The sequence below is a fragment of the Nonomuraea sp. NPDC049480 genome (assembly GCF_044465905.1).
Taxonomy (GTDB): domain Bacteria; phylum Actinomycetota; class Actinomycetes; order Streptosporangiales; family Streptosporangiaceae; genus Nonomuraea.
The window spans coordinates 363,181-385,108 of record NZ_JBITMD010000008.1 but is presented as its reverse complement, the minus strand read 5'-3'; the positions used below and the strand labels follow the sequence as shown (position 1 = coordinate 385,108).

Below are 21,928 nucleotides of genomic sequence, written 5' to 3'. Positions count from 1 at the left end.
CCACTCGGGGCTAATTCCCTATTATTAGGGCACCCCAACGAATATCAAGGCTCGCGGTGAATAAGCCGGAGGCTCCAGGATAAAAAGTAGTTGCCTTTTGATTGGCTTCTCTAACCTATTTGGTGCGAAACCAGCGGGGCAATGCCCCCCTACGTCTCCGTTCGGATTCTCCCATCAAGTCGCACAGACAGCGACCCACCAGCGTGACCGACTGGCAGCAGCCTGGCCCCGGCAGGTTCCTGGCCTGGACGATGCGGGTGGCCCGCTCGATCAGCCGCTCCAGGCTGGGCTCGCCGCCGCCCTTGAGCGAGCGGGTGTGCCAGGGGCACGATCCCGCCTTCGGGCAGGCGCCCCTGGCGAGGTATGGCGCCGGTTCGGCGACGAGCCGTAGCGGATTCTCACGTTTGATCTTCAGGTCGGCCAGTGCCCTGGCGGCCGCGCGGGAGACGGTGAGCGCATCATGAGTCCCGCGCTTGCGCTCTTTTCCCACGGCAACCGTCCTCGCCGGCAGGGCGAGCAGCATCGCCGCCGCCATCAGGCCGCCGCCCACCACCATGCTCCAGCCCACCTGCTCGTGGAACCAGATCACAGCGATCACGGCGACCCAGACGGGCTGCGACGACATCAGGATCCCGCTGGGCACGGCCGGCACGTGCGCCTGGCCGTACGAGCGTGCCAGGAACCCCAGCGCGCACGAGACCACGGACAGATGCGCGAGCAGCAGCCAGTCCTTCGGATCCGCCGGGAGGGTGATCCCGTCACGCGCCCCGACGGCCCCGGTGAGGAGCCCGATGGTGAAGAGCTGGACGACGGTCAGCGCGTACGGGTGGAACGTACGCTGCTTGGACAGCTGGCCGAGCATGAGCGTGTGGCCGGAGTAGAGCGCGGCCGCGGAGAGCGTGGCCGCGAGCGCGACCAGCGAGAACTCGTGCTCCTCCACCCCGCTCATCAGCGTGAACGCCGTCATCCCCGCCAGCGCGAGCGCGACGCCGGCCCAGATGCGGCGCGGCACCCTGGCCCTGAAGATGATGAGCGCCAGAATCGGCGTGATCACCACGCTGCAGCCGACGGCGAACCCCGACACGGCCGAGGGAAGGCTTTCCAGGGCGACGGCCTGGGCGGTCTGCCCCACCCCGAACATGACCCCGAGAACGACCCCGTTGATCCACGTCTCCCGCGGCAACCCCCGTAGGCAGTTCGGCCGGATGAGGAAGAGCGTCAGCGCGGCGATCAGATACCGCTCGGCGAGCAGGTCCTCCACTGGTAACCGGTCGATGAGATCTTTCATCAGCGGGAACGCCGACCCCCAAGCGGCGCTGACGAACAACAGAAGCACGGCTCCCAGGAGGGGTCGGGGAGCGGGTACGACTGCCATGCCAAAAGCATCTCACTACTATTTGCAGCCGTAGATGTACAGGCAGCAGCCGGTGAGGTTCCTCTACCACTCGGAGTTAAGACCCTCACCCGCGGGTTCGTACATCCATACCGTAGAACGAAGGTCCAGCTATTTCCTACATATCCCGTTGCGGGAAATTGGCGTGTCCTGCCGGTTGAAAGTGCCGGTAGGAATGTCACGCGGGGAGGGGCCGGGAGCGGCGGCGGGCGGCGGGGAAGTCACGCCGGGCGTCCGGGAGAGGTCACCGGGAAAGACGGGAGTGCGGCCCCAGGAGGGGGATCGTTGGGGCCGTACGGGAAGTGCGGGGCTAGCGATCGAGGGCCACCGGCGGGACCAGGCGTTTCTCGCCGCAGACGACGGTGAGGTCGCCCACGCGGCGTCTGGACAGCTCACGCCAGCCCTGACGTGCGTACAGCGCGAGCGCCGCCTCCTGGTTGAGCGTCGTGTCGCCTCTGACGCTGTGGAACCCGAGCTCCACCGCGCGCCGTTCGAGCGCGACGAGCATGGCCGCGCCGAAGCCACGCCGCTGGAACTCGGGATGAACTCTCAGCCGGCAGATCTCCGCCGTCACGGTGTCCACGGGTTTCAGCCCGCCCATGGCGACGACCCGCGAGCCCACCTCGCCGACCAGGAAATCGCCCCCGCACGCCAGGTAGATCTCCTGGATGCGGGGGAAGTCGTCGTCGTAGTAGACGCCGTCGCCGGGCACCAGGCCCACTTCCGCGAGGCAGATCCGGTGGAGCGCGAGGATGGTGTCGAGATCGGACCAGCGATAACGCCGGATCGTCACCTTCATGCACCGCCCCCTTTCAGTTGGGTCTTGGGCCGCCGCAACGCGGCTCGGTAGTCGTCCAGTCCCGGGGCGTTGGCGTCCTGCGACATGATCTCCCGCTCCAGCGCCAGGGCCGGACGCACGATGAAATCGGTCAGGTATTCGTCGCCGACCAGCAGCAACGCCCGCGTCCCGATGGAGAGCGCCTCCTCGACGTCACCGTCGATCAGCTTGCACTGCGCCTGGTCGAGCCTGATCAGCGTCTGGTCCACGATGTGGTCTTCGTACTTGGACAGGGCCTGGTCGAGCACCACCTCGGCCTCGATCGTCTCGCCGAGCTTGGTGAGCACGTCGCCCTGGTAGAAGCAGAGCTGCTTCTCGGTGTAGCCGAACGCCAGGTCCTCCTGGTCCTCCTCGCGCATGTGCGAGAAGGCGTTCCTGGCCCGGGCGAGCGCGCGCTTGGCCTGGTCGACGACCTCCCTCTTCCGGTCGGCTCCCGTCATCATGGCCAGCGCCCTGGCCTCGACGACCGGCGCCATGGCCTGTGCGGGGCACGGCGTCGAGCCGGCCAGGTCCCGGCTCTTCTTGGCCAGGTGGAGAGCCTCGCGGGCGTCGCCGAAGTAGAGGGGGACGAGGGACTCGCGGGCGCAGATCCACGCGCGCAGCGCCCGGTCGCCCGTCTCGTCGGCCGCGGTGCGCCCGGTGCGGAAGAACGAGCGGGCCAGGCGGTGATCACCCAGGTTGATCAGGATCATGCCGCTCAGCCCGGACAACTGCGCCGCCATCCGGCACAGGCGCTCGGCCAGGTCGGTCGGCTGGCGCCGGGACATGGCCGTGCGTACGGCGCTCAACTCCAGCAGCACGTCGCACAACAGCCTGAGCGGGGCCGTCGTGGTGTATTGCCGGCCGAAGCTGTACGTCGCCTCCTCCCACTGGTCGAGCATCGCGGCCGACACGGTGGCCGACACGAGCGTCTCGTCCATCCGGCGCCTGATGCCCTCGCACGCGCCGAGCACCGGGCCGTCGAGCTCCGCGGAGACATTGACGTCGGTGCTGAGAAGATTTAAGAGGGTGCGGCGGAGGATGTTCTCGTCCTCCTCGGCGTCGGGCTCGGACTCCATGGGCTTGATCACGAGGTCCCGATCCGTCGGCAGCCTCGGGCGCTCCTTCAGCTCCCCGCTGAGCACGCCGGGCATCCGGTGACCGTGGCCGCAGATGCACGGCCCTTCGTAGCCCAGCGCGACGGGCTCGACCCGGTAGACCGTGCACAGATAGTGAAGGTATTCGGGCCCAGGGCGCTTGAGCCCGCTCTCGTACGCGGACAGGAGGGTCTCGCCGATGCCCGGCTGGGGTTTCTGATCGCGTTCGAACAGGGCTCTGACTTGCTCGATGACGTCGGCCAGCGCGATCCCGTGCGAGAGACGGTGCGCCTTGATGCGGGTCGTGCTGAACAGCGCCGTGCACGACTCGTGGATCTCATCGGCTATCTGGGCCGAGGTGCGCCCGGCGGCCAGGCCCTTGGCCCGGATCCGTCGCGCGATCTCCGTCTCCCTGTGTTGTCTGCCGGACATCCCGGCCCCTCTCACGCATGTCTCGACCGGTCCGCAACTAGTGACAGAGCGTAGTCCTAAAGTTGCTGTGCGCCTACCCAAGACTATGAACCAATGAGGACGGGTTGGAAACGCCCTACTCAAGACTACGGTTAAGGATCGTCCTCCGAGGGACTGTTTCTTACAACCCATGAGGGAGAAGCAACTCCCTGTAGCCGGGTGACCCGCGTTGCGCCCGCCGCCGAGTTGAGACATCTTTGGCCCACCAGCAGCGATTCGGTAGGGAGGACGAGAACGGTGGGGGACGACAGCTTCGAGCTCCTGGAGCGTCTCGTGTCAGAACTCGGCGCTCGGGGGTTGCTCGCACGAGTGGTTCAGACCCAGAGCGGGCGGCGGTTCGTCCGGGTCATCAACCCGAACGCGACGAGCCTGTCCGAGAACGTCACCTGTCGGCCGACCGCGGTCTCCGACATGCCGGACTGGTGGTACTGCTGGTCCTGGGGTGAGCGGATGCACACGGCCGACGACCCCGCTGGTGCGGCGACGAAGGTCGCCCGAGTGCTCGCCGCCGTGGGGGAGTGACGACGCGGTGATCCGGGTGGAGCGCAGCCACCACGGCTCACCGCACCCACGGCGGCCTTACGGAGCCGGCGGAGTGACCGGTGCGGAGGGTCCCTCGCATGACGGGGCCCTGGTCACTCCGCCGGTTCCGCCTTCAGACGCGCGTCATCGACCGTACGGTTCGCGCCCGTACGCACGAAGCCACCCGCCCGGTCCGCCGGGCGGGTGTTCGGGGGATCCCTCCCGGAACCGGCGCGGGACATGCTTCCGGGTGTGTGTCCTGCTCCGAGCCGTCCGTCACAAGGAGCGCCGGCTCTCTCCCTCCGCGGCCCAGAGAGCCGGCGACCCCGTCTTCCCCGGCGTGATGTGACGGCGGGCGGTTCGGTCGGCGGTATTTTGGACCGGTACTAGATCGAAACGGTCCGCTCAACCGACTGAACCGCTTCCGGAGGGGGATCTACCCAGTGCTACTGCTGGTGACACCGTCGCCATCACCGTCGCCATCACCGTCATCCACGCCGTCGTCCAGTTTGCTGGACCTTGACAAGGCGGCAACGGCGGTGGCGGACGTCTGCACGACCGACCCGGTGTGCTCTACGCTCGTCAAGTGGTTCCCGGACGCGCCGTGGATGCCTCTGATCTCCGGCGCGATCGTGATCATGTTGATCATCATGTTCGCTTTCGTGTTGCGCAATGTCGCGCACCGCCTGATCACGAGAGTGATCAACCGCGCGGCCACGAGCGGCTCGATCACCAGCAGGTTCCGCAAGGGTGTGGCGACCGACACGATCGACGCCCTGCTCCACGAGCGGCGTAAGCAGCGGGCCGAGACGATGGGCTCGGTGCTCAAGCACGTCGCCTCGATCGTCATTTTGGGCACCGCGATCCTGACCGTGCTGGACAAGCTGACGATCCCGATCGCCCCGCTGCTGACCAGCGTCGGCATCCTCGGCGTCGCCATCGGCTTCGGCGCGCAGGAACTCGTCAAGGACTTCATCGCCGGCATGTTCATGCTGCTCGAGGACCAGTACGGCGTGGGTGACGTGATCGACGCGGGCGCCGCGGTGGGCACGGTCGAGGCCGTCACCCTGCGCGTCACCAGGCTGCGCGACGCGGACGGACGGGTCTGGTACGTCCGCAACGGCACGATCACCAGGGTCGGCAACGAGTCGCAGGGCTGGTCGCGGGCCTCCATGGAAGTCCCGGTGCCGTACGACTCCGACGTCGTGAGCGTGAAGGTGCTGCTGGAGCATGTGGCCGAGGAGATCTGGGCCGACGCCGAGCTGCGCGAGATCAAGATCGTGGAGCATCCGCAGGTGTTCGGTGTGGAGAAGCTGTCGGACAGCTCGCTGGTGTTCCGCATCTCCGCCAAGACGCTGCCCTCCGCGCAGGCCGAGGTCTCCAGGGAGCTCAGGCTCCGGGTCAAGACGGCGCTGGACACCGCGGGCATCTCCATGGTCCCCACCGCATAGTCTTATGGGCGTGACTGAGACCTCCTTCTACGACGCCGTCGGGGGCGAGGAGACCTTCCGGCGCCTCGTGAGCCGCTTCTATGAGGGGGTCGCCGAAGACCCGGTGCTGCGGCCGCTCTACCCGGAGCCCGATCTGACGGGCGCCGAGGAGCGGCTGCGGGGCTTCCTGATCCAATACTGGGGCGGCCCCAAGACCTACAGCGAGCAGCGCGGCCACCCGCGGCTGCGCATGCGGCACATGCCGTTCGTGATCGGCGAGGTGGAGCGCGAGGCCTGGCTGCGGCACATGCGGGACGCGGTCGACTCGCTCGATCTACCGGAAGAGCTGGAGACCAGGCTCTGGGACTATCTGGTCTACGCGGCCCACAGTCTGGTGAACTCTCCCGCATAACGGGGCATGAGACGCCACATGGAAATCCCCTGGTGGCGTGATGCCGTCGTCTACGAGATCTATGTACGCAGCTTCGCCGACGCCTCAGGAGACGGCGTCGGCGACCTGACCGGGGTGCGGGAACGCCTGCCGTACCTGCAGCGGCTGGGGGTCGACGCCATCTGGCTGACGCCGTTCTATCCCTCCCCCATGGCCGACGGGGGCTACGACGTGGCGGACTACCGCGGCGTCGATCCGCTGTTCGGCTCGCTGGCCGACTTCGACGCGCTGGTCGCGAGCGCGCACGAGCACGGGCTGAGGGTGATCGTGGACATCGTGCCCAACCACAGCTCATCGGAGCATCCCTGGTTCCAGGAGGCGCTGCGGGGCAAGGGCCGCGATCGGTACATCTTCCGCGACACGACCAACAACTGGCAGTCCACGTTCAGCGGGCCGGCCTGGACACAGGTGGCGGACGGCCAGTATTACCTGCATCTGTTCGCTCCCGGGCAGCCCGACTTCAACTGGCGCAATCCCGTGGTGCACCTGGAGTTCCAGGACATCCTGCGGTTCTGGCTGGAGCGTGGCGTGGACGGGTTCCGCATCGACGTGGCGATGGGCCTGTACAAGGCGGAGGGCCTGCCGGACGTGGGCGACCAGTCGTTCAAGGCGGTCTCCCCGGTGTGGGGGCAGCCCGAGGTGCACAATGTCTACCGCGACTGGCGGCGGCTGCTCGACACCTATCCGGGCGAGCGCATGGCCGTGGGCGAGGTGTGGACCGACAGCCCCGAGGACCTCGCCCTGTACGTACGCCCCGACGAGCTGCATCAAAGCTTCAACTTCGCCTGGCTGCAGGCGCCGTGGTCGCCGACGGCGTTCAAGAAGGTCATCGAGGACACGCTCGGCACGGTGCCGTTCGCGACGTGGGTGCTGTCCAACCACGACGTCGTACGGCATCGCACCCGCTACGAGACGGCCGACCCCGGCACCGGCCTGGCGCGGGCCAGGGCGGCGCTGCTGACGATGCTGGCCCTGCCCGGGTCGGCCTACCTCTACCAGGGCGAGGAGCTGGGTCTGCCCGAGGTGATCGACCTGCCCGCCGAAGCCCGGCAAGACCCGGTGTTCTTCCAGTCGGAAGGCAAGCTGCCGGGGCGCGACGGGTGCCGGGTGCCGATGCCATGGACGGTGGACACGCCCTCGTACGGGTTCTCGCCGGGCGGTGTGGAGCCATGGCTGCCGCAGCCGGCCACGTTCGCGGAGCTGAGCGTCGAGAAGCAGGAGGGTGACACGGACTCGACGCTGGAGTTCTACCGGCGGGCCCTGGCCTGCCGCCGTGAGCTGGCGAGATCCATTCCTTATACGTTGGAGTGGCTGAAGTCCCCCGAGGGTGCGCTTTTCTTCACCCGCGGTCCGCTGGTCTGCGCGATCAACTGCGGCATGCGTGCCGTACGCCTCCCCCAGCACGACGCCGTGCTGCTGGCGAGCGGCCCGCTCAAGCGCGGCCTGCTGCCGCCCGACACGGCCGTGTGGCTGCGGCGCGACTCATAACCCTTTCGGACGTTCGCCGCGGACGGGCACGACGGGGAGCGAGAGCAACGTGCACGCCAGCCCCGCCGCGAAGCCGGCCCAGAATCCCGCGCTCTCCATCAGCACTCCGGCCAGCGGCGTGGCGGCCAGGGAGACGCTGTTCTGGATGGTGTTGTGGGTGCCGAGCACCCTGCCCGCCCGTCCTGGCCCTGCCAGCTCGCCCGCCGCCAGGTAGGCGAGCCCGTTGCCGGCCACGGTCGTCACGGCGGCCAGGGCGAGCATCGCGGGGCCGAGCCAGGTCTGGGTGAGCGTGCCGGCCACCAGCAACGCCAGCACACCGAGCCCGGCGCAGGTGATCAGCAGCAGGGGCCGCATGCGCAGCCCGGTCCGGTCGGACCAGCGGCCGACCGCGATGCGCACAACGGCCCCGCCGATCGCCGCCACGCCGAACAGCCGCCCGGCCTCCACGCTGTCCCAGCCGTACAACCTGACCAGGCAGCTCACGCCGTAGGTGCTGACCACGATCTGCGGCACCACGTGGAGGGCGCTCGTGGCGTGCACCCGCCACAACGCGGGCTGCCGGTACGGCGAGCGAGCCGGACCCGCGTCGTGGCCGGAGATCTCGTGCGGCGGCTCGGCCAGGAAGAGCGCGGCCAGCACGGCGGCCAGCAGGCTCGCGCCAGCGCAGACCAGGAGCACGCCGGGCAGGCCGTGTGCCCGCGCGACGGGTGGCAGCGCGAACGCGCCGACGGCCATGCCGAGCGTGAAGGAGACCTGGCGCAGGCCCATGGCGACGCCACGCTCGGGCGGCTGGAACCAGCGCAGCACGATCCGCCCGCCGCCCACCATCGCGGCCGAGCCCGCGGCGCCGGCCAGGGCGAGCAGCGCGATGACCGCCCACGTCCTCTCCACGAAGGCCAGGGCGGCGAACAGCACGGCCGCCGTACCGACACCGAGGCCCAGGATCAGCCGCTCGCCGTGCCGGTCGGCGAGCGCTCCCCAGGCGACGAGGGCGAACAGGATGCCGAAAGCCGGGGCATTCGCGATGATTCCGGCCACCGGCAGCGGTACGCCGAAATGTCGCTCGATTTCCGGCATGACGAGAGGTAGGCCGAAGAGTCCTAAGGTGACGCAGGCATGGGCGTTGACGCCCAGCGCCAGCATCCACCAGCGCCTCATACCGAGAAGCGTTTGAGGTAGGCGAGTTCGCTCTCGGTAAGCCTGCGCGGGGCGGCCCGCTCGACGTCATAGGCGGCGATCACCGACATGGCGGTGGCGTAGACCTGCTCGTCGTCGCGGATCTCGTACCGCAGGGTGAACCGCACCGGCCTGATCTCCTCCACCCAGGTCTCCACCCGGACGGGGCCGGGGCGGAAGCCGAGCGGGCGGCGGTAGTCGATCTCGTGCCGGGTCACGACCAGGCCTTTGAACGGCTCCTCCCCCGCGTTGTGGAGGTCGATGGCGAACATGCCGAAGCGGGCGTCCTCCAGGTAGTCGAGGAAGCGCACGTTGTTCACGTGGCCTTGGGAGTCGACGTCGGCGAATCTCACCATGCGCAGGTAGATGTGCCGTTGGGCCGGGGTGCGTTCAACCACGTCCGCCACCGTACCCGGCCCGGTCCTGCGCCCTTGCGGCGGCCGCCCGCCACGGTGGGTGAGCCGGCCGGAAGGAGCAGAGCCGATCATACGAAGAACGGGGGCAGGCGAGGGCGATGGTCAGTCGTCCTCGAGGACCTGGAGGGGATCGAGGCGGCGGATCAGGGTCATCGCGGCCTCGACGATCTCGTGGGCCTCCTCCTCGGTATCGGAGGTGGCGACCTCCCGGGCCGCCTCGCCGATGATGCCGGTCAGCACGGCCACGGTGAACCTGTCGAGCGGGTCGCCGCCGGCACCGAGCAGGACGGCGTTCTGGCGGACCCACTCCCGGCCCCGGGTGCGGCGAATCAGCTCGAAACCGGGCGGCCCGTCGCCGTCCATGAACAGCCGGACCAGGTCCCGCCGCTCCCAGGCGCCGTCGAGGTAGGCGCGGGCGCCGGCGATCAGCAACTCGACCGGGTCGTCCACGCCCTCCTTCTTGGCCGCGGCCACACTGGCGGCCGACGCCTGCTCGTGCGCCGCCTGATGATCCTCCCAAAGCGCGAGGAACAGCTCCGTCTTGCCGCCGAAATGGTGGTAGAGGCTGCCGACGCTGGACCCGGCGCGGGCGACCACCTCGGAGACGTTGGCATCGGCGAAACCGTGCTCGCTGAAAACCTCGCGAGCCGCCTGCAGCATGATCTTGCGGGTCTGCGCCGTGCGGCTCCACTCCCACGAGGACTTACGTGCCATGTGAGCCATGGTATCGCGATGGGATTCTAGAATCAGGTTCAGCCAACATTCGTCAACACCACATGGCCGAGAGGAGGAACATGGGCCTGCGGGGCCCGGCAAGCCCCCTGAAGATCACGGCGAGCAGAAGGACGACATTGACCACGATCATCGACAAGGTCGCCTGGATCCTCCTGGAAGGCGGTCAGATCCTCAGCACCCGGTCCCGCGGCAAGGACGTCTACTACCTCCCCGGCGGCAAGCGCGAGCCCGGCGAGAGCGACCTCGACACCCTGGTCAGGGAGATCGACGAGGAGCTCGCCGTCGCCATCGTCCCGTCCAGCGCGATGCATTTCGGGACCTTCCAGGCCCAGGCGGACGGGCATGCCGACGGCGTCACCGTGCAGATGACCTGCTACACGGCCGAGTACCTCGGCACGCCGACCGCGAGCAGCGAGATCGACGAGGTGGTGTGGCTCACGTACGCCGACCGCCACCGCGTGGCGCCGGTCGATAAGATCGTCTTCGACCACCTCCACGCGAGCGGCCGGCTCACGTGACCCTCCGGGCGGTTACTCGACCTCGATGGGCAGCTCGTAGATCTCCGTCGTCGGGTGCCCGGCCTTCTCGTGCACCCGCAGCACCGCCTCCTTCGACGGACCGGACGACAGGCAGAACGCCTTCCCCGACACCGGATCGAGCCAGGCATGCTCGAAGTGCACGCCCTCGGACTCCTCGATCGCCAGGTCCCGCTCGTGCGCCTCGCGTAGCTGCTCCGCCGTAGCCCCGACGAAGCCGCTGTGGACATCCATGAACTTCGCCATCGTGTCCTCCCCTTGGTGCCTTCCAAGGGGAGGCGTTCCATGCCGTTCCATCGCCGGACGCCGGCGAGCACGGTTTCAGGGGCTCGGTATGCCGTTGCCGTTCCTGCCCCGGCCGGCCGGCACGTCCTCCACGGTCAGGCGCTGCTCGCGAGAGTCGCGGGGACCGGCTGTCGCCGCCACCGCCCAGGTACCGGCCGCCGAGCAGGTCGCGGCAGATCGGCATCAGGTCCCTGATCCGGGGCACGGGCCCTGGCGATGTGACGGGTGATCTCGGCGTCGGCGATCAGCGTGGGGATCCGGCGATGCGGGGTGCGTACGCCTCCTCGGAGGAGGAGCATGATGGCACGCCCGGCATCTGGCCGCGCCCACCTCGCCCACGACCGGAAGTGCGGGGCATTCCACCCCACACCCCGGCGGCGGTTGCTCAGTCGCGGTGCAGCTTCCGATACGTCACCCGGTGCGGGCGAGCCGCGTCGGCGCCCAGCCGCTCGATCTTGTTCTTCTCGTAGTCGGCGAAGTTGCCCTCGAACCAGAACCAGTTGGATCCTTCTTCCCACGCCAGGATGTGCGTGGCGATGCGGTCGAGGAACCACCGGTCGTGCGAGGTGATGACGGCGCAGCCCGGGAAGTCGAGCAGCGCGTTCTCCAGCGACGACAGCGTCTCCGTGTCGAGGTCGTTGGTGGGCTCGTCGAGCAGCAGGACATTGCCGCCCTGCTTGAGGGTGAGCGCCAGGTTGAGCCGGTTGCGCTCGCCGCCCGACAGCACACCTGCCTTCTTCTGCTGGTCGGGGCCCTTGAACCCGAACGCCGCGATGTACGCCCTGGACGGCATCTCCACGTTGCCGACCTTCATGTGGTCGAGCCCGTCGGAGACGACCTCCCAGACGTTCTTGCTCGGGTCGATGCCGCCGCGACTCTGGTCCGCGTACGAGATCTTGACCGTGTCACCGACCGTGATCGATCCCTTGTCGGGCGTCTCACTACCGGTGATCATGCGGAACAGCGTGGTCTTGCCGACACCGTTGGGGCCGATGATGCCGACGATGCCGTTGCGGGGCAGGTCGAACGTCAGCCCCTCCATCAGCAGCCGGTCGCCGAAGCCCTTGGCGAGCTCGTCGGACTTGATCACCGTGGTGCCCAGGCGCGGGCCCGGCGGAATCTGGATCTCCTCGAAGTCCAGCTTGCGGTGCTTGTCCGCTTCGGCCGCCATCTCCTCGTAGCGCTGGAGACGCGCCTTGCTCTTGGTCTGGCGGGCCTTCGGGTTGGACCGGACCCACTCGAGCTCGTCCTCCAGGCGCTTCTTGCGCTTGACGTCCTTCTGCCCCTCGACCTTGAGCCGCTGGGCCTTGAGCTCCAGGTAGGTGGAGTAGTTGCCCTCGTAGACGTAGGCACGGCCGCGGTCCAGCTCCAGGATCCAGCCGGCGACGTTGTCGAGGAAGTAGCGGTCGTGGGTGACAGCCAGGACGGTGCCGGCGTACTTCTCCAGGTGCTGCTCCAGCCACTGCACGCTCTCGGCGTCGAGGTGGTTGGTGGGCTCGTCGAGCAGCAGCAGGTCGGGCGCCTCCAGCAGCAGCTTGCACAGCGCCACCCGGCGGCGCTCACCACCGGACAGCTTGGTCACCTCGGCGTCGGGCGGCGGGCAACGCAGCGCGTCCATGGCCTGCTCGAGCTGGCTGTCCAGCTCCCAGGCGTTGCGGTGCTCCAGCTGGTCCTGCAGCTTGCCCATCTCGTCCATCAGCGCGTCGCTGTAGTCGGTGGCCATCTGCTCGGCGATCTCGTTGAAGCGGTGGAGCATCGCCATCGTCTCGGCGACGCCCTCCTGCACGTTGCCGAGGACGGTCTTCTCCTCGTTGAGCGGCGGCTCCTGCTGGAGCATGCCCACCGTGAAGCCGGGCATGAGCTTGGCCTCGCCGTTGGACGGCTGGTCCAGGCCGGCCATCATCCGGAGCAGCGTCGACTTCCCGGTGCCGTTCGGCCCCAGGACACCGATCTTGGCTCCGGGCAGGAACGACAGCGTGACGCCGTCAAGGACAACCTTGTCGCCGTGCGCCTTGCGCACGCGCTGCATCGTGTAGATGTACTCCGGCATGCCCTCTAGCTTAGGGGCTCCCGGCCCGGGCTTCCGCCGAGCCTTCCGGCGGGACGAGACAGAGCGGGCACGAGCCCTCCCCACCGGGCCCAACCCCAGCAGGACAGGGGCCGGAGCACGAGCTCCCACAAGACGGGTGACGCGGGTGCGAGCGATGCTGGGCCGGTCTCCGGCAGCAGTTTCCTTCCGACCGGCGACGGCCACGCGGGTCGGTGACGAATCGCACCACGGCCCGGACCCGGCGGCCCTGTCGCGGGTCAAGAGGGATCGCGGTCCGGAAAGTGTCTTGGTCAGGAAGTGTCTTCGGGGAGGGACCGGGGCGGGGATTGCACGAGCGGGACGCAGACGCGGTCGCGGCCCAGCTCCTTCGCTCGGTACAGGGCCAGGTCGGCGGCGGCCAGCAGGTCGATCAGGTCGTCGCCGTGGAGGCTCATCAGGGCGACACCCGCCGAGATGGTGACTCTGATCATGGTGTCGTCGGCGGGGATGGCCATGTGACCGATGCGGGTGCGCAGGCGTTCGGCGACCTGCCGGGCCTCGCGGATGTCGGCCCCGGGCAGCAGGACGACGAACTCCTCACCGCCGAACCGGCCCACCACGTCGTAGTCGCGCAGCTGGCTGCGCAGCGTGGCGGCCACCCCGACGAGAACCTGGTCCCCGACCAGGTGGCCGTGAGCGTCGTTGACGCGTTTGAAGTGGTCGATGTCGATGATCAGGAGGGCGAGGGTGTCGCCGGTGCGGCGGGCGCGCACGATCTCCGTGTCGGCCTCGCGCTGCCACGCGGCCGCGTTCAGCAGGCCCGTCTTGGCGTCGGTGCGGGCCGCCGCCTGCAGCTGGGCGTGCAAAAGGCTGCGTTGCAGCAACACGACGGGCGGCAGGGTGAGCAGCAGCAGGGCCAGGTTGAGGCCGCAGCCGATCGAGACCGTGACACCCAGGCAGAGCTCGACGATGTCGAGCAGGACGTTTTCCTTGTTCCAGAGCACCTCGCGCCAGGTCGTGTCCGGGTCCGCGGTGTGGGCGGCGACGGCGATGAGCGCGGCGTTGAGCAAGGAGAACAGCACGGCGGCCGCCACCGCGTACATGATCGGCGTGCCGCTCCCCCGCGAGAGCACCCACGGATCCTCGACGACCTGGTGGAACAGGACGGACGCCGTGCACCCGGCCAGGCCGATGGCGGCCGAGCTGAACACCCGGCGGTAGAGCACCGTCGCGCGGACCCGCACCTGCAGCAGGACCTGCAGCACGATGGGCGCGAACAGCGCGTAGACCGGGGGCAGGAGCAGCGCCACCGGCAGCCACCACGCCGACAGCAGGTCCCGCGAGACTCCGGCGGGCATGCCCAGGCGCCTGGTCGCCTCGATGCAGACCGCGCCACAGCCCATGAGGGCAGCGAACGTGAGCGCATCCGGCCACCTGAACTCGGTGGTCGACGTGAGCACCACGATCGCGGCGAGATCGAGTGCGACTATCGCGCACAGGTAGACCACGAGCGCACGGCGTTGGCCGAGCAACGGCCAGCGGCCGACCAGTGTTGACACACCGTCGCGAGGCTTGATAGAGGCGTGACTGGTCGCCGCCATCTCGTCTCCTCCCTGACTAACGATGTGTAACACAATAATTGCGGAGTGTGCGTTACGCGACGGAAACCGATACGTTGACAGGGACGACACTCGCTCACTCCGCGAGCGGGCCGTGCTGAAAGGAGCAGCCATGGTGCGGGGCGTGATCTGGACTTGACAGATGCTCTAGCGATCTGACGCGGGTAACACCCCATCGGCCACCCTCGGGGGATCGGCGGGATTCGGCCGATGCCCCCTCCCCCCTCCGCTCCTGGCTCTTGTCCGCCAGGCTGCGCGACATCGACCGTCGGCATCAACACCATCTCTCGCGTCTAACGCCCTTCTCCGCACCTGCTCTGCTCATGGCAGCACCACCTCTGCTCATTGCGTGCCTGCCATGCTGAGGTCATTCACCTGCGACGATCCTGCCGTCGCCCGTTTCGGGCGTGCAGGGATCCCGGCCGAGGGCAGACCACGGCCGGGCTGGGGATCTGAGCACAGGACCGGGCATGAGCGCAGGGCCGGGCGGCGACCGCACGACACCATCCCAGCCCCCGTCACCATCCCAGCCCCCGTCGCGCACAGCACCAGGGCACCTGAGCAGTCCCACTCCATGGCGCCGGCGAGGCGCCGGTCGCGTGCACGGCCGGCCGCGCACCGGTCGCGTGCGCGGCCGGTGCGCCTGCCTGCTGCCCTACGCTGCCGCTCGTTCCTCCAGGGTCTGCTGGTCCGTGTTCTGGTCGCCTTCGTCCTCGGTGTGCTCGGAATCGTCGCTCGCCTCGGCCTCCGGTCCCAAGGTTCGTACGGTGTCGGTGCCGAGGACGCGGATCGGGTGGCCCTCAGCGGCGGAATCCAGGCGGGCCACCGGGCGGGCGGTTCGTGAGGCCATGGCCCAGTCCTGGGTTTCCTCGTCGAGGCGCTCGCGCATCTCCTTGCTCATCGACGCCACGCCGCCGCCCCGCTCCGGCTTGGTGAAGACTCCGGTGCCCCAGCGCAGGTCATGGCCCACCGCGCTGGCCTCGATCTCGGGCATGAAACGGCGGTCGCCCTCCGGGCCGAACTCACGGATGCGGAGCTTGCCCGACACCACCACCGGCTGGCCCGCGCGTACGGACGTGGCGACGTTTTCCCCCAGGGCGCGCCAGCAGCGGACCGTGAAGCAGACGCGCTCGCCGTCCGTCCACTGGCCCGTCTTCTTGTCGAAGTAGCGGTGCGAGGTGAACACCTTCAGCGAGGTGACCCTGAGGCCGTCCTCAAAGGAATATTGCCTGGGCTCTGCTGCGACGTTGCCGGTGAGCGTGATGTAGATGTCGTTCATCCCGTGCCTCCCGATGTGGCGGGCCGGCTGCCCGCGACCTGGCACTACGGTGCCGGAGGAGGCTGTGGGCGCGGGACGCCGAGCGGGATTCTGTGGATGGAGCAGGCAGGGCCGGCGGAGGTTGTGGACAGGGCCGCCGAGCGTAGGCGTACACCCCGCCAAGCCGGCGGGGCGCAGCCACACCCCGGCGAATCCGCCGCAGAGCGCGCAAGGCCTCCGGGATCAGCCCGACAGGTCGCGGAGGGCCGTGTAGAAGGCGTGGTGGCGGGCCAGTTCGCGTTCGACGGGCTCGACCACCATCGCCGCCGACACGGCCGCGACCCGGCGCCTCATCTCGCGCTCCAGCCGCTCCCGCTCCCGCGACGCGCCCAGCTCCACGAAGTTGCGGGACGCGATGCCCGACAGCGCTCCCAGCCCCAGCACGGAGGCCATCATGAGCCCCACCCACGGCAGCGCCCCGCTGTCGCCGAGCAACTGCAGCGACGCCGGCAACGCGCCCGGCGCGAGCAGGCCGACCGCCAGCCAGACCGCCCCGGCCAGGAACGCCGCCACCAGGAAGTACTGCCACACCTTGAGCAGCCGCCACCATCCGGGCACCCGGTCGAGCTGCGGCGCCACCTCCATGAGGTCCTCGGTCAGCGCCTCCGGCAGCTGACCCGCGCGGGACCTGGCCGTCTGGTGCAAGGCCGTACGCCACACCGGGTGCATGCCCATGGACAGCCCGTCGGCGAGCGCGTGCACGGCGTTGGCGACCTCGGCCGACTGGGCGCTCACCGAGCCCGTCGTGATGCCGCGGATCTCCTCGCCCACGTCCTCCAGGCGCAGGGTCTTCAGCGGGTCGGAGCGGAACTTGTCGATCAACCGTGGGTACGGCCACCCGACCCACCGGCTCGATCGCTCCGCGTAGACGTTCTCCATGGCCTCGCCCACGGCCGGCACGCCCACCGCGTCGCACAGGGCGTCCGTCAGCCCCATCCGGCGGGCCTCGTCGACCGACGAGGGCGCGGACAGGGCCTCGCCCATTGGCATGGCCTCGACGAGGCGCTGCTCCAGCCGGTGCAGGTCGGCCTCGAGCTTTTGGATGGCGGCGCGCCGGCGCGCGACGGCGGTCGCGATGACGCTCTTGAGGCTCTCGATGCCGCGCCCGGTGACCGCCGAGGTGGGCACGACGCTGGGATGCTCGACGCCCTCGCGGCGCAGCAGGTCGTTGAGGTCGATGACCAGCTCGGCCAGCTCCTCGGTGGTGAGCCGGTCGGCCTGGTTGAGCGCGAACACGGTCACCGCCTCATGCCCCGCCAGCTCCGTCACGTAGCGCCGGTGCGTCGAGGCGTCGGCGTACTTCTGCGGGTCGAGCACCCACACCACCAGGTCGGCCAGCCCGATGAGCCGGTCGGCCTCGGTGTCGGTGAGCGCTCTGATCGAGTCGTGGTCGGGCAGGTCGAGCAGGATGAGCCCGTGGAGCTGCGTGTCTCCCTTGTCGAGCGCGCTGGCCCGGGAGAAGCGGTGCCGCCACTGAATCTGCAGCCAGTCGAGCAGCGGCGCCGCACCCTCCAGCCCCCACACGCAGGCGTGGGTGCGGGCCGTGGTCGGCCTGCGTACGCCGGTGGGCGACAGCTCCAGCCCGGAGATCGCGTTGAACAACGACGACTTGCCGCTGCCCGTGCCGCCCGCGAGGGCGACGACGGTGTGCTCGGACGAGAGCTTGAGGCGTTCGCCGGTTCGCTGCAGCAGCGCGTTGGCGTCGGTGAGCAGCTTGGCGTCGAGCCGCCCCGGGCCGAGCTCCACCACCTTGGTGAGCGCGGTCAATCGCGGCGCCAGTCCCGGCCTGGTGGTCATGGTGGTCATCGAGCCACCTCGAGGTTGTACGTTGCCTGGTAGAGGCGGGTGGCGACGGACTCGTCGGGAATGCCCGCGGAGTCGAGCGCTTGCACGTAACGCATGGCTTCCTCGTCGAACAACATGCCGATCCTGGCCCGCAGATCACTGAGCGCCTTGGCGCCGATGCCGCGTAGCGACTCCGCGCCGAGCAGGGCGTTGACCAGCCGGTGCGGCACCCCTTCGCCGTTGCTCCCGCTGAACATCGCGACCATGAAGATCAATGAGAGCGAGTCCGGGTCGAACGAGACGAGCTTCGACACCGACCGTTTGGCCACGCCCTCCTTGCTCACCAGCTCGCCCAGGTGCTCCTGCCAGGACGCGATCGCGCGGCTGGTGTGCCGTACGAGATTGTCGGAGGGCCTGTCGAGGCCCTCGCCGAGCTTGGCGCCCAGCTGGGCACGGTGCCGCCAGCGGGCCACCACCTCCTCGGCGGCGCGGTTGGCGGCGGCCACGATCACCGCCTCCAGGCCGGTGCGGATCGCCGCTTTGAACGCCAGGACCCGCTCGGGCGCCTGTCTGGCCGCCCGGCCGCGTCTGCGCAGTTGCAGCGAGCGCATGAGATCGCCGGAGCCGGCGAAGTCCTGCCAGCGGGCCAGCACTTCGCCGTGGAGCATGGAGCCGTTCTTCGACGCCTTGTCGATCGCGCTGAGCGCGCGGAGGAAGGCCGCCTCCACGTCGCTGCGCAGCTCGGTCCGGAAGGCGACCTGCGCCTCGAGGTGCTTGGCCAGCGCGGGCACGCGGGTGCGGAAGCTGTTGAGCACACCGTTGAACGTCTCGCGTACGGCCTGCGCCCGCCGCTCCTCGTCCACCGACAGCTCGGCCAGCCAGAGCCGCAGGTCGGTGACCTCGCTGTCGGGCAGCCTGCCGTCGTTGACCTTCGCCTCGTGGATGACGAATCTGTCGATCTCGCCCAGGCCGTACTCGGTGAGCATGCGGACGAAGTGCTTCAACACCACGTCGGCGGACCGGGACTGAACCCGCGACAGCACGATGGCCAGCCGGGCGCCGCGCTCCTTGGCCAGCTTGAGCAGGTTCCAGGCGGGGGCGTCGGCGTAGCGGGCCGCCGTGGTCACGAATATCCACAGGTCGGCGGCGTCGAGCATGCGATGCGCGACCTCGTGGTGCTCCTCGACCACCGAATCGATGTCGGGGGTGTCGAGCAGCGCGACGCCCTGCGGGAGCTTCTCGGTCGCGACGATGACGATGCCGTTCATCTCGGCGTCGCGTGAGGGCTTGTCGAGCCGCTCCAGCTTGCCGAGCAGCTCTCCCTCCGCGAACCACCCACGGTCCTCGGGGTGGCACACCAGGACAGGGGTGCCGGTGGTGGGGCGGCGTACGCCAGTGCGCGAGACGTTGCGCTCTGCCAGGGAGTTGACCAGGGTGGACTTGCCGGCGCCGGTCGAGCCCGCGACCACGATGAGGGCCGGGGCGGCACTGGTCTTGACCCTGGGGAGCACGTAGTCCTCCAGCTGGGCCAGCAGGTCCGCCTGCGCCTGTCTGGCCTCCTCGGCTCCGGGGACGTCCAGGCCGAAGCGCAGATCGGCGACGCTTTCCCGGAGCGCGTCGAGCGCCGCCGTGAGTGCCTCGGCCGCCTCCGCCGGCAACGCCTCGGTACGGGTCCCGCCGGCTTTCTCAGCACCGGTCCCCTCGGTACCGGTCCCGCCGGTCTCCTCGGGGGTCCTTTCGGCCTCTCTGGAGGTGTCCTCGGCGGCTTGGAGCTCGTCCGGGGAATCGGCGGAGATCGCGTCCTCAGGCGTCTCGCCCGAGGCCTCATCCGGCGTCTCGATCAGAGCATCACGCGACGACTCGCCCCAAGCGTCGTGTGCCGCCTCATCCGAGGCATCGTCCTGCGCCTCGACCAGGGCATCGTCGGAGGCGTCGACCGAGATCTCGTCCCGCGCCGCGCTCAAGACCTCGTCCCAAGCCTCGTCCGAGAGTCCCTCGTGGCTTTCCCCATGGGGGTCGTCGTCGGTTTCGGCGTCGTGTTGCCGGTCGTCCTCGGCGGCTTGCAGCCGCTCGTCTGCGAGGGCCTCGTCCGACTCGAGCCCGTCATCGGACAGCTCGCCTGCGGATGACGGCCGCTCCTCGGAGGACTCCTCCACAGACGGCTCATGCTCAGTCCGCTCGTCGTGGATCGGCTCGTCTTGGATCGGCTCGTCCTCGACCGGCTGCTCTTCAACCGGCTCGTCCGAGGCGGACGGCTCAGCTGCGGCAGGCGGCTCTTCCGTGGCTAGCGGCCGGTCTTCGCTCGACTCCTCGTTGCCCGACGCCTCGTTGCTCGGGTGCTCGTCGCTCGAGTCGTCGTCGCTCGGGTGCTCGTCGCTCGACCTGTGCTCGTCCGGCTCGTCGTGGGACGCTTCCTCGTCGCCGGACTGCTCGCCGTCCGGCTCTTCGGCGCTCAGTCGCCCGCTCTCCGGTCGTTCGGCGGCCGGTGCCGTGGCCGCCTCATCATGAATGGCCGGCTCGTCCTGGGCGGCGGGCTCCTCCTGCTCGGGGACCGCCTCGTCCGTGGTGGCCGGTCCGCCGTGCGCGTCGCGCCTCACGAAGAGAGAGGGGCCGCCGGAAGGGTCCGCCGGGGCGGGTTTCTCCGGCGTCGGGTGCGGATCGGAAGCCGCGGAGGGCTCTGGGCCGGAGCGGCCCGTGGACGCGTTCGGGGTCCCAGGCGCGGAACGGTCCGTGCCGGCGACCGGCCTCCGCGGTGCGAAGAAGTTCACGGACTCAGAGCCGGAACGGTCCGCGGCGGCGGCCTCCCCCTGGGAAGGCTCACCGGGCGGGCCCGGGTCCTCACGGCCGGGCCGCCTCTCGGACCCGCGTGGGTCCTCGCGCCCGGTCTGCCCTTCCGGACCACGCGGGTCCTCGCCGCCCGCCTGCTCGGCCGGCCCGCGCGAGTCGTCGCGGCGGGCGCCCTTGGCGGGGCCCGCCGCGAAGGCGTCGAACGTGTCGTCGTCGTCACGCACCGGCCGGAAGCTCAACGTCTGCTCCCCCAGTGACTCCTGCCGCCCGTCATCCATGGCCGTGTTCACGGCAAGCGCTCCGCTCGAACCATCTCGACCTCCTGGCCGACCCTGACGACGTCTCCGACGATGACGATCGCCGGCGGCCGTATCCCAGCCGCGGACACGCGGTCGGCCACGGTGGAAAGCGAAGCGATAACCGCCCGCTGGGTCGGAAGGGTACCGTCCTGTACCACCATTACGGGAGTCTCCGGGGAACGTCCGTCACGAACGAGCGCCTCGGCCACCTTGGCCAGCCGCTCGACGGCCATCATCAGCACCAGCGTGCCCTCGGAACGGGCAAGGGCGGGCCAGTCCACGGTGGACTTGGGGTCGTCGGGCGCCACGTGCACGGAGATCACGTGGAACTCCTGGCTGACCCCGCGATGTGTGACCGGCACCCCGGCCGCCGCGGGCACCGCGACGGCACTGGTGATGCCCGGCACGATCAGCACGGGGATGCCGGCCTCGGCGCAGGCGATCATCTCCTCGCCGCCCCGCCCGAACACGAACGGGTCTCCGCCCTTGAGCCGCACCACGAACTTGCCCTGCCTGGCCCGGTCCACCAGCAGCTCGTTGATCGTTTCCTGGGACAACGACCGGCCGTAGGGCACCTTGGCGGCGTCGACCAGCTCGACGTCGGGCGCGAGCTCGTCGAGCAGGGCTCGGGGGGCGAGCCGGTCGGCGACCACCACGTCGGCCTGCGCCAGGAGCTGCCGCCCGCGCACGGTGATCAGGCCGGGGTCGCCGGGGCCACCGCCCACGAGGGCCACGCCGACCGGTTTCGTACGGTTGCGCCGGGCGTGGACGGTCCCGTCACGCAGCGCCTCGACGACCGCGTCCCTGATGCCGGCGGCCCGGCGCGGGTCGCCGCCCGCGGTGACGGCCACGCTGATCTCGTCGACCCGCCCGGTGGCGGGCGTCCACGCGGCGGAGGCGTCCTTGTCGTCGGCCCGCACGCACCACACGCGCTTGGCCTCCGCCTCGGCGGCGATCGCGGTGTTGACGGACCTGTCGGAGGTGCAGGCCTGGACGAGCCAGGCGCCGTCGCAGTCGCCCACCTCGTAGGGCCGCGCGTGCCAGGTGACCCGACCTGCGGCGATCAGGTCGTCGAGGGCCGGGGTCACGCTCGGCGACACGACGGTGACCTCCGCACCGGCCTCCAGCAGCGCGGGGACGCGCCGCTGCGCGACGCGGCCGCCGCCTGCGACGAGCACCCGGCGGCCGGAAAGGCGCAGGCCGAGGAGGTAGGGGCCCATGAGGGGAATCTCCCGTTCGCGAAGGTTGTGTTAGGAGGTAAACCTACCGGCTCT

The 21,928-nt window shown here is 69.6% G+C and carries 18 protein-coding genes; 5 read left to right on the top strand and 13 right to left on the bottom strand.

Going from position 1 to position 21,928, the window contains the following annotated elements; genetic code table 11:
• Positions 1–115: 115 nt before the first annotated feature.
• The 3 genes from ACIBX3_RS25140 to ACIBX3_RS25130 form a co-directional block, all read right to left on the bottom strand.
• Positions 116–1,375: a DMT family transporter gene (locus tag ACIBX3_RS25140; RefSeq protein ID WP_397120890.1), complete on the bottom strand. Its 1,260-nt coding sequence runs from the start codon at positions 1,373–1,375 to the stop codon at positions 116–118.
• 328 nt (positions 1,376–1,703) lie between these two features.
• Positions 1,704–2,192, bottom strand: a complete 489-nt coding sequence (locus tag ACIBX3_RS25135) for a GNAT family N-acetyltransferase (RefSeq protein ID WP_397120888.1) — start codon at positions 2,190–2,192, stop codon at positions 1,704–1,706.
• Positions 2,189–3,739 (bottom strand): XRE family transcriptional regulator, encoded by a 1,551-nt coding sequence (locus tag ACIBX3_RS25130; RefSeq protein ID WP_397120886.1) that lies wholly within the window; start codon positions 3,737–3,739, stop codon positions 2,189–2,191. The genes ACIBX3_RS25135 and ACIBX3_RS25130 overlap by 4 nt, the downstream gene beginning before the upstream one ends.
• A gap of 276 nt (positions 3,740–4,015) precedes the next feature.
• Here ACIBX3_RS25130 and ACIBX3_RS25125 point away from each other — a divergent pair, with 276 nt between their 5' ends.
• The 4 genes from ACIBX3_RS25125 (at position 4,016) to ACIBX3_RS25110 (ending at position 7,669) form a co-directional block, all read left to right on the top strand.
• Positions 4,016–4,300, top strand: coding sequence for a hypothetical protein (locus ACIBX3_RS25125; RefSeq protein ID WP_397120884.1), 285 nt, complete (start codon positions 4,016–4,018; stop codon positions 4,298–4,300).
• Positions 4,301–4,809: 509 nt separating this feature from the next.
• Positions 4,810–5,751: a mechanosensitive ion channel family protein gene (locus ACIBX3_RS25120; protein WP_397120882.1), complete on the top strand. Its 942-nt coding sequence runs from the start codon at positions 4,810–4,812 to the stop codon at positions 5,749–5,751.
• 10 nt (positions 5,752–5,761) lie between these two features.
• The gene (locus tag ACIBX3_RS25115) at positions 5,762–6,142 is read left to right on the top strand and encodes a globin (protein WP_397120880.1); all 381 of its coding nucleotides are present in this window, start codon (positions 5,762–5,764) and stop codon (positions 6,140–6,142) included.
• 18 nt (positions 6,143–6,160) lie between these two features.
• Complete coding sequence (locus ACIBX3_RS25110) at positions 6,161–7,669, top strand: glycoside hydrolase family 13 protein (protein ID WP_397120878.1); 1,509 nt, start codon at positions 6,161–6,163, stop codon at positions 7,667–7,669.
• On the opposite strand, the gene ACIBX3_RS25105 is transcribed toward ACIBX3_RS25110, so the two are convergent.
• The 3 genes from ACIBX3_RS25105 to ACIBX3_RS25095 all read right to left on the bottom strand — a co-directional run bounded on the left by ACIBX3_RS25105 (position 7,664) and on the right by ACIBX3_RS25095 (position 9,975).
• Positions 7,664–8,827, bottom strand: coding sequence for an MFS transporter (locus ACIBX3_RS25105; RefSeq protein ID WP_397120876.1), 1,164 nt, complete (start codon positions 8,825–8,827; stop codon positions 7,664–7,666). The two genes, ACIBX3_RS25110 and ACIBX3_RS25105, sit on opposite strands and share 6 nt — an antisense overlap.
• Positions 8,824–9,201: an acyl-CoA thioesterase gene (locus ACIBX3_RS25100; protein WP_397121035.1), complete on the bottom strand. Its 378-nt coding sequence runs from the start codon at positions 9,199–9,201 to the stop codon at positions 8,824–8,826. Before ACIBX3_RS25100 ends, ACIBX3_RS25105 begins: the two co-directional genes overlap by 4 nt.
• Before the next feature lie 162 nt (positions 9,202–9,363).
• A complete protein-coding gene (locus ACIBX3_RS25095; protein WP_397120874.1) occupies positions 9,364–9,975 on the bottom strand; it encodes a TetR/AcrR family transcriptional regulator in 612 nt (203 codons plus the stop codon).
• Positions 9,976–10,112: 137 nt separating this feature from the next.
• Here ACIBX3_RS25095 and ACIBX3_RS25090 point away from each other — a divergent pair, with 137 nt between their 5' ends.
• Positions 10,113–10,514 (top strand): NUDIX domain-containing protein, encoded by a 402-nt coding sequence (locus ACIBX3_RS25090; RefSeq protein ID WP_397120872.1) that lies wholly within the window; start codon positions 10,113–10,115, stop codon positions 10,512–10,514.
• Positions 10,515–10,526: 12 nt separating this feature from the next.
• Here ACIBX3_RS25090 and ACIBX3_RS25085 read toward each other — a convergent pair whose 3' ends face one another.
• The 7 genes from ACIBX3_RS25085 to cobA all read right to left on the bottom strand — a co-directional run bounded on the left by ACIBX3_RS25085 (position 10,527) and on the right by cobA (position 21,874).
• Positions 10,527–10,778 (bottom strand): SCO4226 family nickel-binding protein, encoded by a 252-nt coding sequence (locus tag ACIBX3_RS25085; protein WP_397120870.1) that lies wholly within the window; start codon positions 10,776–10,778, stop codon positions 10,527–10,529.
• A 424-nt stretch (positions 10,779–11,202) separates the two neighbouring features.
• The gene (gene ettA / locus ACIBX3_RS25080) at positions 11,203–12,867 is read right to left on the bottom strand and encodes an energy-dependent translational throttle protein EttA (RefSeq protein ID WP_397120868.1); all 1,665 of its coding nucleotides are present in this window, start codon (positions 12,865–12,867) and stop codon (positions 11,203–11,205) included.
• Positions 12,868–13,157: 290 nt separating this feature from the next.
• Entirely contained in the window at positions 13,158–14,447 is a 1,290-nt protein-coding gene (locus ACIBX3_RS25075) for a GGDEF domain-containing protein (RefSeq protein ID WP_397120866.1), read from the bottom strand.
• A 673-nt stretch (positions 14,448–15,120) separates the two neighbouring features.
• On the bottom strand, positions 15,121–15,744 hold the full coding sequence (locus ACIBX3_RS25070) for a single-stranded DNA-binding protein (protein WP_397120864.1): 624 nt from the start codon (positions 15,742–15,744) through the stop codon (positions 15,121–15,123).
• 222 nt (positions 15,745–15,966) lie between these two features.
• The gene (locus tag ACIBX3_RS25065) at positions 15,967–17,589 is read right to left on the bottom strand and encodes a GTP-binding protein (protein ID WP_397120862.1); all 1,623 of its coding nucleotides are present in this window, start codon (positions 17,587–17,589) and stop codon (positions 15,967–15,969) included.
• Positions 17,586–20,645 (bottom strand): dynamin family protein, encoded by a 3,060-nt coding sequence (locus tag ACIBX3_RS25060; protein WP_397120861.1) that lies wholly within the window; start codon positions 20,643–20,645, stop codon positions 17,586–17,588. The genes ACIBX3_RS25065 and ACIBX3_RS25060 overlap by 4 nt, the downstream gene beginning before the upstream one ends.
• Positions 20,642–21,874, bottom strand: coding sequence for a uroporphyrinogen-III C-methyltransferase (gene cobA, locus ACIBX3_RS25055; protein ID WP_397120859.1), 1,233 nt, complete (start codon positions 21,872–21,874; stop codon positions 20,642–20,644). The genes ACIBX3_RS25060 and cobA overlap by 4 nt, the downstream gene beginning before the upstream one ends.
• Positions 21,875–21,928 lie beyond the last annotated feature (54 nt).